The organism is Ktedonobacter robiniae (assembly GCF_016587375.1).
GTDB lineage: Bacteria > Chloroflexota > Ktedonobacteria > Ktedonobacterales > Ktedonobacteraceae > Ktedonobacter > Ktedonobacter robiniae.
The window spans coordinates 126,714-139,583 of the sequence record NZ_BNJG01000001.1 but is presented as its reverse complement, the minus strand read 5'-3'; the positions used below and the strand labels follow the sequence as shown (position 1 = coordinate 139,583).

Below are 12,870 nucleotides of genomic sequence, written 5' to 3'. Positions count from 1 at the left end.
TCGCGCCTGCGGCGCTGGAGGGGTAAGGTGTATGTCGTGGGCTGGCTCCAGCCAGTCCACGACATACACCTTACCCCTCCAGCGAGCTTGCGAGCCAGGAAAGATGGGAATGGAGGGTGTTTAGACGTCTGGGTTTTTGCCTCTGGAAGTGCTTGACAAATAGGGGGGAGGGGAGTACAATAGGCAACGTCCCGTGAACGGAAAGAACATGATCGATGGGACAGGCCGATTTTCTTCGGGTCCTGTCGGTCGGCGTAATTGGGGCCTGCGCGGCAGATGTCTATGAATCTCGTCAGGTCCGTGAGGAAGCAGCGATAAGTGGACCTCTCTGGGTGACGCAGGGTTACCCGATTGCGCTGACCGGCAGGACCGGGCGAAAGTCGGTTTTCTCTGTCTATTGCAACATTTTCTGCTCTCGAATGGCTGGCTGGCCGCCTCTCAATGATACCTGGGCCGCTTCGACAATAGTGTAGATGGCATATAAAGTGACTCAACCAGTGTGTTTAGTATGTGTGTAGGGTGAGGATGAGTAGCATGATTGTCAAACGTGGCTATCGGGTAGAATTAGACCTCAATAATGAGGAGGCGACATTATGCCTCAAACATTGCGGTACGCTTTGCCTATAATTATGGTCTCAAGCGTAAGCAGGAAGCCTACAAAGCAGGCGAGAAGATGCCATATGCACAAGATTTGCATCGCGAGATCAATGCGCTCAAACAGACAGAAATTCCTTGGGCGTATGAAGTCAGTAAATGCGCTTTGCAAGAGGCATTGCGAGACCTCGACAACGCCTTTCGCCACTTTTTTCGCAAATGTAAACTCAAGAAAGAGGGTAGGTGGAAGGGGAAATGCGGCTATCCTCGCTTTAAATCACGTAAAAAGTCGATTGGTAGTGCTCGCTTTACTGGCGTAATCCATGTTTACTATGATGCTATCCAGTTGCCACGTCTGGGCTTGCTTCGCCTCAAGGAGCATGGGTATTTGCCGGTGAACATGAAGATTGGCAGTGCCACTATCAGTGAAAAAGCGGGACGCTGGTATATTTCGATTTGTGCCCATGGAGAGCAGGAGGAGCCCACTCCTGCGACTGGCGAAGCTATTGGTGTTGATCTTGGCATTAAGATGCTTGCCACTCTTTCCGATGGACGCACTTTCGAGAACCCCAAAGCCTATCGAAGACATCTTAATGCTCTCAAACGAGCATCACGTGCTCATAGTCGTAAGCAAAAGGGGAGCAACAACCGCAATAAGGCAAAGCGCAAACTTGCTAAGCAACATGCAAGCATTGCTAATATTCGACGCGATGCCCTGCACAAGGCGACAAGTGCAATTGTGGCGAAAACCAAGCCTGATTGTCAACGCCCTCGTGCGATTGTGCTGGAAGACTTGCATGTATTGGGTATGCTCAAGAATCGCAAGCTCAGAAGATCGATAGTTGATGTAGGCTTGTATGAGTTCCGACGGCAGATCGAATACAAGGCGTGTTTCGCAGGCGTCAAAGTAGTGTTTGCCTCACGATGGGAACCTTCCTCAAAAACCTGCTCTTGCTGTGGGTGGCGAAAAGAGGACTTAACGCTTTCAGATCGTGTGTTTACCTGTGAGGTTTGCGGCAGTGTGTTGGACCGCGATTATAATGCAGCACTTAATCTGGCAGCTTTAGCCTAAGAACAGCAGTACCGTGAGTTACACGGGAATTTACGCCTGCGGAGAGAATGTAAGACCTGGGAAACTGGGCAGTCCTCGACGAAGCAGGAACGAGACACTGAATGTGGTGTTTCCATATTTAGATAGGTTCTCGATAACGGGTCGGTTCGTGGCCCGTCATGAAGCAGTCCAGGCGGGAGTTTTTAGATGGCCTCACAGTCTCTCTACCGTAAATGGCGTTCGCAGACCTTCTCTGAAGTTGTTGGTCAAGAAGCCGTTATACAAACCCTTCGCAATGCGCTCAAGAGCGGGACTCTCGCTCATGCGTATCTCTTTACTGGTCCTCGTGGCACCGGCAAAACCACTACCGCGCGCCTCCTCGCGAAGACTATCAACTGTCTGAATCCACACAATGGCGAACCCTGTAATGAGTGTCAGCAGTGTCGTGAAATTACGGCTGGTAACTCATTCAATGTGATCGAGATTGATGCCGCCTCCAACCGTGGTATCGACAGTATCCGCGAGCTGCGCGAGAAGGTAATGGTCCCCCCAACGGGTGGGAAGTATAAGGTGTATATCCTTGACGAGGCCCATATGCTCACAGTGGAAGCCTTCAACGCACTCTTGAAGACGTTGGAGGAGCCACCACCACATGCTATTTTTGTTATGGCAACCACTGATGTGCATAAGATGCTGCCAACCGTGCTCTCGCGCTGCCAGCGCTATGATTTTAAACGCTTCACCATGCGCCAGCTCATTGAGCATTTGAGTCGTGTGGCCCAGCAGGAGCAGGTGCAGCTTGAGGGTGGTGCGGCGGAATTGATCGCGCGCGCTGCCGCCGGTGGTATGCGCGATGCCTTGAGTCTGCTTGACCAGGCAATTGCCTACGCGGGGAATACGATCTCGCTTACTCAGGTGCAGACGATGCTAGGTGTGGCCGATCCTCGCGCCATTCAGAAGATTATCTCCGCTATTGCCAACCTCGACAGCCCGGCAGGGCTGCACCTGATCGCGGAACTGATGGAGTCGGGCGCGGATCTGCGCCAGTTGAACTCGCAGGTGGCCGAGTTCTGGCGGGCGATGATGCTGGCTCGTGCGGGTGCTAATATCGCGGAGATCACGGATAGCACCGACGAAGAGATCAACGAAATCAGGGAAGCGGCCAGGCTCTTCCGCCTCGAAGAGCTGATTGAGTGCGCGCGTATTTTTGCGCAGAATGAGCTGGTGCAGAAGAGCCAGGGCACACCCCAACTGGGCCTGGAACTGGCGTTCTTAAGCTGTGTTGAGTTGCATCGCCGGGCGCAGGGAGGCGAGTCAGTGCTCTCTACAGAGTTGCCCGTAGCGGCGCCCGCGCCCCAATCACATGCTGCTACACCTCAGCCTCGTCCTGTCGCGCCTCCTACGGCCTCTATTCAGTCGCCTATGGGTGGATCAATTAGCCTGCCGCAGCCGCGACCCGCGACCCCCCAGCCTCAGCCTGAATATAAATTCACGCCCGCACCGCCTATTGTCACACGGGAGCCTGCGATGCAGCGCCCCGAGTTCGTGACTACTCAGCCAGAGCCGCCAGAGATCGTTGAGGGGCTGCCCCAGCCAGAGGTCTCTGCTCCGTTCTCGCAGCAGGATCGTGCCGACGAAACGCCCGCAGGATCGCAGGAGATCACAACTGCGACGCCCATTACGCCGCAGGAGATTACGGATGGCGCTCCCTCTGAAGTGCCATCGCTCTCCATCAATGACGTGCGTGAGAAATGGGAGTATATTAAGAAGCGTGTGAAGACGCGGAAGAATGGCGCGCGTATCGCGGCTTTCCTCAATGGTTATGCCCTGGTTGATGTGCAGCAAGCGCATGGCGTACCTATTGTCGTTATTCAGGCCAATTATGATGTACATTATAAAGCGTTGCAGTCACAGGAGCCACAGAGCGCGATTGAATGGGCGCTTAAGGTAGAGCTGGGTGTGGAATGCCGCCTGCGGACGCTCGCGCCTGGGGCCAGTATCCCCGGCCAGGCTGGAGGTGTGGGCCTGCCTCCCCTGGGTGGCCAGGCTGGAAATGGGCGTAATGGCGGGGGAGACATGAGTAGCACTCTCAATACGCTGATGGCTGGCTTGCAATCGGCCTCGGCTCATGTAGAGCGCTCTCTGCTGACAACGCGACCACCTCTGCAAGCCATGCCCCCTATTCAGCAAGTGCCAGCGGTTCCACCACGGTCAGAGCCTGTGCGCCAGGTGGCTCCCGTCGCCGATATCTCACCAGCCGCGCCAGTGGCCTCTACAACCGTGACGAGACCACCCGTGTCTCAGGTCTCTGCGGTCCCCCTTGCCAGAATGCAAGCGGTGCGAGAGAATATACCAGAGAAACCTTCTGCTGATGTGCTGGCGAGCTCAAGCGCTTCGCGCCTGGACGTGGTCAAGGATAAGGCTTCGAGCGATCCAGTGGTGCGGGAGGTCATGCGGATGTTTAAAGCCGAAGTAAAAGACATACATTTGAAATAAGGAGCAACAATAGTCATGAATATGCGGGAACTTCAGAAGATGCAGCAGCGTCTCGTGAAAATGCAGGAAGACCTGGAGAAGAACCAGTTTACTGGAACTGCTGGCGGTGGCGCGGTCACGATTCAGATGAGCGGCAAGTATGAAGTAACGGGTGTCAAGATCGATCCCGAGGCTTTTAATGCCGAGGACATCGAGGAACTTGAGGTGATGGTGAAGGCCGCGGCGAAGGATGCCTTTGATAAGGTGACCGATGCTCAGCAGAAACTCGTCAACAATGCCACGGGAGGTATGCGCATCCCCGGGCTGTTCTAGTGCCATTGCAAATAAAAGGGAACTATGAGCGATATTGCCCCGCCAGTTGCAGCACTGGTCGAAGAATTCGCGAAGCTGCCAGGGATAGGCGTCAAAACGGCGCAGCGTCTCACGTTCTTTATTCTACGTAGCCCTAATGACCATGCCCGGCGCCTGGCCGAGGCCATCATACGGGTCAAAGAGAGCATTGTCTACTGCTCGCGCTGTTTCAATATTACGGAGACCGATCCATGCCCGATTTGCAGTAATCCAAGTCGGGAGCAGGATGTGGTCTGCGTCGTCGAGGAGCCGCTGGATGTGCTGGCACTCGAAAAGACCGGTGCGTATAAGGGACTCTACCATGTTCTGCATGGAGCGCTCTCGCCAATGAATGGTATCGGTCGTAAAGAGCTGCGGATCGATGAATTGCTCAAACGCCTGGACCATGAGCATATTCGTGAAGTCATTTTTGCTACCAATCCAGGCTTTGAGGGAGATTATACCGCCGGCTCTATTAAGCTCTATATCAAAAATGAGCTGAACCTGCCCGATTTGCATATGACCTCCCTGGCACGCGGCCTTCCTATAGGCGGCGACCTGGAGTATGCCGATCAAGATACGCTTGGACGAGCCATTGAGGGACGGCGCGAATTGTAATAATCGTCAGAATACAGCATCGCTGTATTCTGACATTTTTCTTTTCTCAGGCTATTCATGTGTGTAAAGCGTGTTTGTTGTGCGGAGAGGCGATATTGCTTGACAGGTAGTTGGGATTATGGTACTCTTGTTCTAATTTCTGGCGACCACTATTGGGAGCGCATACGTACATACTTCTGATCCGGACACCCTGAGCGCGAAGCGCTAGACACGCCAGTGGCGCTGCGCCCCCGAATGGGGGTTGGGGTTCGGAATAAGATCATAGTGCGTATAGGGAGAAATCTATTTCCGGTTTTTGACCCCCACCAGAGAATAGAATAAGTGTCACCCAAATCATCGCCGTTCTGTGTCGGGAGAGGCAGGCGAATGCGAGGAAGCATGTGGTGATCACCAACCTCTGCGCGCTGATGTCCCAGGAGCGTTGCGGGGCGGTTCAACGACTTTAACAGGCTTTTGAGAGGATTGAAAAAAGGAGGAGCACGCGGGGCAAGGGGATGATGGACCCATCTATCTCTACTCCTAGCACCCTGTGTGTGAAGAAATCGCTGATGAGTACGAAGAAAGAAAAATCCACAGTAGACCGCAATAGCACCAGCAGCTCCGGCGCTACAACCGAGAGAGAACGAGCCATTGAGCAAGCCTTACAGCAGATCGAGCGCCGCTTTGGCAAGGGCGCGATCATGAAGCTTGGCGATACAGCGAAGGTCCAGGTTGAGGCCATATCCACCGGCTCTGTTGCCCTGGACCTGGCGCTGGGTATTGGTGGCTTGCCCCGTGGGCGTATTACAGAGATCTATGGCCCTGAATCGTCTGGTAAAACGACGCTCTGTCAGCACGTTATCGCCAATGTACAGAAGATGGGCGGATACGCGGCCTTCATCGATGCTGAGCATGCCTTTGACCGTGTCTATGCCTCACGCTGCGGTATTGACACCAATAGCCTGCTGATCTCTCAGCCTGATACCGGTGAGCAGGCGCTTGAGATCGTCGACTCCCTGGTGCGCAGCAATGCCGTCGATGTGGTCGTGGTCGACTCGGTTGCGGCCCTGGTGCCACGCGCCGAGATCGAGGGCGAGATGGGCGATTCGCACGTAGGCTTGCAGGCGCGTCTGATGAGCCAGGCCCTGCGTAAACTGACGGGCGCGATCAGCAGCTCGAACTGCTCGGTTATCTTTACCAATCAGTTGCGTGAAAAGATCGGTGTCATGTTCGGCAATCCAGAGACCACGGCCGGTGGTAAGGCGCTGAAGTTTTACGCCTCGGTGCGCCTGGATATCCGCCGTACTGACTCCATCAAGTTGGGCCAGGACGTGGTTGGTAACCGCACTCGCGTACGCGTCGTCAAAAACAAGGTCGCGCCTCCCTTCAAGTCCGCTGAGTTCGATATCATGTACAGCGAGGGTATTTCTCGCGAGGGTGGCCTGCTGGATATTGGTCTGGAGATGGGCCTGGTGAAGAAGAGCGGTGCCTGGTTCACGGTTGGCGATATTCGCCTGGGCCAGGGTCGTGAGAACGCCAAAGAGTTCCTGCGTCAGAACACCGACGTGGCTCAGGCTATCGACGACCAGATCCGCAACAACATGAACACCTTCCGTGGTGGCGAGATCGAAGGGGTCGAAGAAGAGGAGACCGAGGAAGAGATCGCTGCGACCGAGGGTGAGGAGTAGCTCCTCCCCTCGTGTAAAGCCAGATTCATTGGTAAGAGGTATGGTGCGCCCCTGGTAGCCTGCGGCTACCAGGGGCGCACCATACCTCTCAGTTTTGTTCCAGGTCAGAGGTGGTAATCTTCCTCGGCCTCTGGCTATCCTCCAGGATATTAGGCAGTTTCTGCTCAAGTTCTGGCTGTTGTAGGCGAACGAGGGGGCGCTCGGCGGTCGCCAGCAGTGGCTCAAGCTCTTCGCTTTCAATAGAAGGCGGAGCCAGGGCCTCTGGGACTGGCGTGCGCTCACGCCACCAGGTCGCCATCTTTGCCGGGTCGACCGCGCCCAACTCGCCGGTATTGGCCTCCTCCATATGCCAGTCGGTGATTGCATCCTCAAGCGGAATTTCGTGTCCCGCCTTCAGGCTGAGATTCCACTTGTGATCCATGATGGCAAAGTAGGCCTGCATCGGGTCCTGTTCTTGTGTGAGGGTTTGGCGCAGTAAGAGAATCGTGGGCAGGTGGTAGCGGCGGTACCAGTCGCGGGCCGCGACCTCTAGTTTGACGGGGCGATGGACCTGTTCGCTGAGAATGGCCTGGTGTCCCAGGATCAGGTTATAGAAGCGACGTGCGTAGGGCCGAGGGATGGAGATATGAATGAGCTCATAGATGCGGCGCTGATACCAGCCCGGTAGCACTGTCGTAAACTGCTGTACTGCACGCCCGGTCATATCCAGCAGCGAGAAGCCCCAGCGATTGAGCGAGTGCAGGAATTTTTGCGCCTGGAAGAGCGTATCGAAGTGCTGCTCATCCGCCAGGCGCGCGTGTTCGCGCCTGAGCCAGCGATAGCGACGCTCAAAATAGCGAAAATCGCTATCATCAAGGACCTGTTCTTCTTCAGGCAGTCCCCGCGCCTGGCGTAAATCTTCGGCCTGCCAGGCCAGCGACTCGCCAAAGTGGGCTAGGTCCTGCTGGCGCAGTCCCTCACTGACGGCTTGCGGAAAGATCTCAACTGTCTCCGCATCGGCCATGATACCCAGCACACGTTTCCCATCAATGCGAATCAATGCATTGGCGAGAGAGGGATCACCCCAGTAGATACCATGCTCGTGTAGCTCAACCATTAAGACCGCTACCGCCGAGAGCAGGCTGTGCTTGGAGCGTTTCTTCAATGGGAGGCGATAGAGCAGGACATGAGGAATAACGCGTGGAGCGAGGCGCGTGATGGTATAGCCACGGTCGTTATTGATATATTGCCGCATGCCAGGGACGCCGGGTACCTCTATCGGAATGGGAGGGGCCGACACATGCGCAGTGCCGATGGGACTGAGGGCAGGAATACCGCGCCGCTCGATCTCGCGCAAGTTGCGAATCTCGCGCTCGGCCATGTGTGGCGTCGTCTCCTTGATCGCGTAGCGCGCGCCCTCGCTCTCAACGAAGACCACCGGGTGGCGAGACGCACCACGACGAATGATCAGGAGGGGGACGCCCAGTTGCTCCCATTCTTCGAGCTGAGCGTGCCAGGGAAGTTTCTCAAGCTGCTTCTTATCTGCTCGTGGAACATGCAGTTGAATCTTTACATTGTCGTCTGAAGGTAGCGTAAATGTACCGATACTCTCACCTCTCTGTGTGTTATGACACTGGCATTTTTCCATCAGGAAACGGGCTGCTTTAAGTGTGATGATAGCATGCTTTCGGAGATCTACGCAAATTCAGGCGCGGGATGGAGATACATCCAGTAAGTTGTAGGGTCCAAGCTGGCTTGGACTTATGCTTGTTCACCTGGAGTAATTGGTACTGAGGGAAAGCAGAGCTTAAAGTTGCTGCCGGCGCCTGGTGTGCTCTCTACCTGGATGTTGCCTTGATGGTTCTCAACGATACGTTTCACAATTGCAAGTCCCAGGCCGCTACCGCCACGATCACGCGAGCGGGCTGGATCTGCCCGGTAGAAGCGCTCAAAGATGTGCGGAAGATCCTCAGCTGGAATGCCTATGCCGGTATCGCTAATAACGATGCAGGCTTGCCTGTGTTCATGGCTGCGTAGTGAGAGCATGATGGTGCCTTCCGGGGGTGTGTATTTGAAGGCATTATCCACCAGGGCCACCAGGACCTGCTTGAACTGGTCGGCATCCCCATAGATTTGAATTGGTTCCGTATGCTGAAGAAGCAGGCGTGGATATATGGATGTCTGCTCGCTTCGATGGCGAAAGAGGCGGAGGGTATCCAGCAGGAGACTATCCAGGTCGATACGTGTATGATAAAGCGTGAGGGGAGCTTCACGTAGCAGTTGCTGCGTGCTATCGGCGCGTGCCAGAGTCAACAGGTCATTAACCAGGCGTCCGAGCCGTTCGGCCTCGGCCTGGGTGTCGGTGAGAGCTGCGCTTATCTCTTCGCCTGGCAGGTCGGGGGCTTTATTGAGCAAGTCGAGATTGCAGCGGATTGAGGTAATGGGCGCGCGTAACTCATGTGAGGCGTCGGCCACAAAGCGTTGCTGGCGCAGGTACGCCTCTTCAAGGTTTGTAAGCATCTGGTTAAATGTCTCGCTGAGTATGCTCAGTTCATCACGTGCGCGCCAGAAGCTGTTGGGAAGGTAGACACGTTTGCTAAAGTCGCTTGAGACGCTAATCGTTTGCGCTGCCAGGGTCAGGCGACGAACGGCGCCCAAGACTCCGCGTGCGATAAGCCATCCTCCAATAAGTGCGAGCAATAAGGCCAGGAGCGTTACCTCAAGAATGAGTTGGCGTAAGTGGGCCAGAGATTGCTCTATATCATCGGTACTACGTGCGGTCTGGATGATATGGGGCGTGGGGTAAGGATTACCATTAAACAGTGTGTATACGCGAATAGCCCACCCTTTGTAGGTGATAGTGCTAAAGAGGCACGCGCTGGCGACGGCGCTCTCGTGGCATCCGTGTCCGCGAAGCGCGGTCTGGGCGGCCTTTTCATCCCAGGGAGCGGGCGCAGACTGGTGGTCGATGGTTGTGCCGCCTTCCAGTGCGCCCGTCGTGGTGGCTAACAATTGGAGCTTTGTGCTGAGGATCTCAATGGAGATACCACCAATACCTATGCCATTGTCGCCGGGCAAGAGCAGGGGATATTTCGTGCCCTCGCTACTCATATATGATGGCGAGAGGTCCTTGCCAAGCTGGATACTGGCCGCACGCGTACTGAGGGCATTGTCCAATTCTTGATAGGCTTGCTGGCGAGCTTGCTGATATACATAGATGCCAAAGAAGGCAAAGATCCCAATAAGGAGAAGTGTATAAAAGCAGGCGAGCCGTAGATGCAGAGGGATATATAGCCCTCGCCGGGTTCTACTATGGTCTCTGGGAGCAATAGTTCGCTGAGAGAGTGTGGACATACTGATCTTTCTCCACATGTGCTGAATGTATTAGTCAGGTAAGCGCAGGACATAGCCAGTGCCGCGTATGGTTTGGAGCAGGCGTTGTTCGCCCTCGCGCTCCAGTTTGTTGCGCAAGTGTCCGATGTAGACTTCCAGCACATTGGGACTGCCCTCAAAGTCGTTGCCCCAGATACGTTCCATGAGCAGGCCGCGTGTGAGGACTACGCGTGGATTGCGCAAAAAGAGCGTCAGTAATTCGTATTCTGTTGTGCTCAGGTCAATCATGCGTTGACCACGATGTGCCTGGCGTGTCGCGGTATCAAGCTCTAGATCTGCGAAGCAGAGAAGCTCTCCATGGACCTCTGTAGGCTGTTTGCGGCGTAGGAGGGCCTTAACGCGGGCAAGCAGTTCTTCCAGGGCAAAGGGTTTGACCAGGTAATCGTCGGCCCCCATCTCCAGTCCCGTGACGCGATCTGCGACTGTGTCACGGGCAGTCAGCATGAGAATCGCGGGCGTTGCCTGAGTTTGATGGAGATAACGGCAGACCTCTAGCCCATTCATGTCCGGCAGCATGATATCGAGAATAACCACATCTGGTCGCCTGGTGCGCGCTAGCTCAAGGGCGGTCTCCCCATTGCTGGCGCTCGATACCTGGTAGCCTTCATAGGCCAGGCTGCGCCGTAGGGCGCTGGTCACACGCGTCTCATCATCAACGATCAGGATGTGCGCATTTGTGAATGTTGGCGGTTGCATTACTTTGCTGCTCGCTTCTATCAGGTTGAATATTCTCTATCATTATATGATTACCTGATCTTGCTGAAATGGGGCTGAAAAGAAGAGAGGCTGATAAGCAAGAGAGAATGGCTGATTCAGGCATACACTGAATCAGCCATTCTCTTGCTTTGAAAGGCACCTGAGCAAGGCCTCTCAAAAATAGGTTAGCGCTTTGTCCCCTTTGAGGTTATTCCTCGTCAGCGGAGAGGCGGCGCCACACAAAAAAGGTCGTTGTACCGATTACAGCGAGGATACCTGTAACGATCAGGCTGATCGTCCATCCTCTGCGATTTGATGACTGCTCGGGAACATCAATAACCTCAACCTTGTGATGGTTGGAAGATGGGCGCGACTCTTTCACAACTGTTGCCATGAAAACTGTCATCCTTTCGTTTACTGGTGTCTTCTTATCCGAAAACCTGAGTGCGAAGCACTAGCCACGGTAGTGGCGTTGGATTTCGGAATAAGACCTTGATAGTCATAAACGAAATACCGCCCGGTACCTGAACGATACCTCGACAGTTTCATTATACAGATGGGGTCACAATCAATTTGCCAAAGCTCTCGCGGCGTTCCAGGCGCTGCTGTGCCTCGCCAACACGCTCAAGCGGATAGGTGCTATCCACCACCGGCAGGAACTTGAGCCGCGCGACCAGCTTGAGGACATCTGCCAGGTCCTGGCGCGTGCCACCATACGAACCAAGCAGCGTTTGTTCTTTGGCGAAGAGGTTCCAGATATTGACTTTGCTCTCGTTACCGGTTGTGGCGCCACAGGTGACTAGGCGACCCCCACGCGCGAGGCACGCGACGCTCTTCTCCCAGGTTTCTGGTCCAATATGCTCAAAGACGACATCTACGCCTCGCTTATTGGTCAGGCGACGAACCTCTTGAAAGAAGTCGTGTTCGCGGTAATTAATGACGTCGTCGGCGCCAAGCTCAAGCGCCTTTGCGCGTTTCTCCTCGTTTCCGACCGTCGTAATTACACGTGCCCCGGCCAGCTTGGCGATCTGGATGGCCGCGCTACCGACTCCACTGCCACCAGCTTGAATCAGGATATCCTGGCCTGGCTGGAGGGGCGCTTTCTTCGTCAACATATGCCAGGCCGTAATTGCCGCCAGGCCAACAGCCGCGGCGGACCCAGCGTCGACGCCTTCGGGAAGGGGTACAATGCTGGAGGCTGGCGCGAGCATATACTCGGCGTAGCCACCCTGGCTGCCCAGGCCAACAATATCCCCTTTGAGGCAGATGGCCTCCTCACCTGAACGGCAAAATTCGCACTGACCGCAGAAAAGATAGGGGGCTACCGCGACCGCCTGTCCAACAGTCAGACCACGTACTGTATCACCCACCGCGACGATCTCGCCCGCGACCTCAGAGCCAGAGATATGCGGCATAGGCGCGATTTTTGTGCGACCGGCACGTGAATAAATATCCAGGCGATTGATACCACAGGCATGAACTTTGAGGACAACCTCGGTAGGGCCTGGCGTGGGCTGGGGTAGGTCCTCAACGCGCAATACCCGTGTGTCACCATGCTCGTGAAAAACGACTGCTTTCATATGGTGCATCTCCCTTGATGTTTTGTTCGAGATTACTCTACAATATACATGTTCTTCTGGGATCTTCCTCTTCATTGTATGGAATAGGCAGAAAAGATGCAATCTCTTGACGATGAGGGCTGTAAACGCTATCATCGGTATACAAAGCAAACAATCAAAGCAAACAATATTTTCTCTAAAGGTGTATTGCACAATTATGATGAACAAACTTCGTGGGCGTAACCTGAAGCACCCGGGCTGCTTGATTGGCGTTACCACAGGCTTAACCGTAGGCATTATTCTGGCGGGTGTCATGGCCGCTGTCTTCAACATAAATTTAAGTGTTATCCTCTGGAGCTGGCTCATTTTTATTGTGGTGCTAGGCACGATTGGATGGATCATCGGAGACCGTATGTCGAGCCGTTTCCCGGCACTTGAGGAAGAGACGGCACCTTCGCAGGCCGATGCTCCCCCTCCCCAAGAATGA

At 54.7% G+C, this 12,870-nt stretch carries 11 protein-coding genes and 1 other RNA gene; 7 read left to right on the top strand and 5 right to left on the bottom strand.

Annotated elements, in window-relative coordinates; genetic code table 11:
• The first annotated feature begins 179 nt into the window (after window positions 1-179).
• From ffs to recA, 6 genes are all read left to right on the top strand, one after another.
• Window positions 180-398: signal recognition particle sRNA large type (ffs, locus tag JMJ04_RS49440), an RNA gene on the top strand.
• 179 nt (window positions 399-577) lie between these two features.
• Window positions 578-1,666: an RNA-guided endonuclease InsQ/TnpB family protein gene (locus JMJ04_RS00595; RefSeq protein WP_201368637.1), complete on the top strand. Its 1,089-nt coding sequence runs from the start codon at window positions 578-580 to the stop codon at window positions 1,664-1,666.
• Between the two features lie 186 nt (window positions 1,667-1,852).
• Window positions 1,853-4,141 (top strand): DNA polymerase III subunit gamma/tau, encoded by a 2,289-nt coding sequence (gene dnaX / locus JMJ04_RS00590; protein WP_201368636.1) that lies wholly within the window; start codon window positions 1,853-1,855, stop codon window positions 4,139-4,141.
• Between the two features lie 15 nt (window positions 4,142-4,156).
• The gene (locus tag JMJ04_RS00585) at window positions 4,157-4,453 is read left to right on the top strand and encodes a YbaB/EbfC family nucleoid-associated protein (protein WP_201368635.1); all 297 of its coding nucleotides are present in this window, start codon (window positions 4,157-4,159) and stop codon (window positions 4,451-4,453) included.
• 24 nt (window positions 4,454-4,477) lie between these two features.
• Entirely contained in the window at window positions 4,478-5,089 is a 612-nt protein-coding gene (gene recR / locus JMJ04_RS00580; RefSeq protein WP_201368634.1) for a recombination mediator RecR, read from the top strand.
• Window positions 5,090-5,637: 548 nt separating this feature from the next.
• Window positions 5,638-6,756: a recombinase RecA gene (gene recA, locus JMJ04_RS00575; RefSeq protein WP_268887318.1), complete on the top strand. Its 1,119-nt coding sequence runs from the start codon at window positions 5,638-5,640 to the stop codon at window positions 6,754-6,756.
• An 88-nt stretch (window positions 6,757-6,844) separates the two neighbouring features.
• On the opposite strand, the gene JMJ04_RS00570 is transcribed toward recA, so the two are convergent.
• The 5 genes from JMJ04_RS00570 to JMJ04_RS00550 form a co-directional block, all read right to left on the bottom strand.
• Window positions 6,845-8,383 (bottom strand): DUF4032 domain-containing protein, encoded by a 1,539-nt coding sequence (locus tag JMJ04_RS00570; RefSeq protein ID WP_201368633.1) that lies wholly within the window; start codon window positions 8,381-8,383, stop codon window positions 6,845-6,847.
• A 113-nt stretch (window positions 8,384-8,496) separates the two neighbouring features.
• Complete coding sequence (locus tag JMJ04_RS00565; RefSeq protein WP_201368632.1) at window positions 8,497-10,089, bottom strand: sensor histidine kinase; 1,593 nt, start codon at window positions 10,087-10,089, stop codon at window positions 8,497-8,499.
• A 30-nt stretch (window positions 10,090-10,119) separates the two neighbouring features.
• Entirely contained in the window at window positions 10,120-10,824 is a 705-nt protein-coding gene (locus JMJ04_RS00560) for a response regulator transcription factor (RefSeq protein WP_201368631.1), read from the bottom strand.
• 208 nt (window positions 10,825-11,032) lie between these two features.
• Window positions 11,033-11,218, bottom strand: coding sequence for a hypothetical protein (locus tag JMJ04_RS00555; RefSeq protein WP_201368630.1), 186 nt, complete (start codon window positions 11,216-11,218; stop codon window positions 11,033-11,035).
• A 154-nt stretch (window positions 11,219-11,372) separates the two neighbouring features.
• Window positions 11,373-12,404, bottom strand: a complete 1,032-nt coding sequence (locus tag JMJ04_RS00550; protein ID WP_201368629.1) for a zinc-binding dehydrogenase — start codon at window positions 12,402-12,404, stop codon at window positions 11,373-11,375.
• A 196-nt stretch (window positions 12,405-12,600) separates the two neighbouring features.
• Here JMJ04_RS00550 and JMJ04_RS00545 point away from each other — a divergent pair, with 196 nt between their 5' ends.
• Window positions 12,601-12,870 (top strand): hypothetical protein, encoded by a 270-nt coding sequence (locus JMJ04_RS00545; RefSeq protein WP_201368628.1) that lies wholly within the window; start codon window positions 12,601-12,603, stop codon window positions 12,868-12,870.

Bases quoted from the DNA above. Each gene is read 5' to 3' on its own strand.
- JMJ04_RS00595 (WP_201368637.1), top strand. From the start codon at position 578: ATGAGGAGGCGACATTATGCCTCAAACATTGCGGTACGCTTTGCCTAT.
- dnaX (WP_201368636.1), top strand. From the start codon at position 1,853: ATGGCCTCACAGTCTCTCTACCGTAAATGGCGTTCGCAGACCTTCTCT.
- JMJ04_RS00585 (WP_201368635.1), top strand. From the start codon at position 4,157: ATGAATATGCGGGAACTTCAGAAGATGCAGCAGCGTCTCGTGAAAATG.
- recR (WP_201368634.1), top strand. From the start codon at position 4,478: ATGAGCGATATTGCCCCGCCAGTTGCAGCACTGGTCGAAGAATTCGCG.
- recA (WP_268887318.1), top strand. From the start codon at position 5,638: ATGAGTACGAAGAAAGAAAAATCCACAGTAGACCGCAATAGCACCAGC.
- JMJ04_RS00570 (WP_201368633.1), bottom strand. From the start codon at position 8,383: ATGGAAAAATGCCAGTGTCATAACACACAGAGAGGTGAGAGTATCGGT.
- JMJ04_RS00565 (WP_201368632.1), bottom strand. From the start codon at position 10,089: ATGTCCACACTCTCTCAGCGAACTATTGCTCCCAGAGACCATAGTAGA.
- JMJ04_RS00560 (WP_201368631.1), bottom strand. From the start codon at position 10,824: ATGCAACCGCCAACATTCACAAATGCGCACATCCTGATCGTTGATGAT.
- JMJ04_RS00555 (WP_201368630.1), bottom strand. From the start codon at position 11,218: ATGGCAACAGTTGTGAAAGAGTCGCGCCCATCTTCCAACCATCACAAG.
- JMJ04_RS00550 (WP_201368629.1), bottom strand. From the start codon at position 12,404: ATGAAAGCAGTCGTTTTTCACGAGCATGGTGACACACGGGTATTGCGC.
- JMJ04_RS00545 (WP_201368628.1), top strand. From the start codon at position 12,601: ATGATGAACAAACTTCGTGGGCGTAACCTGAAGCACCCGGGCTGCTTG.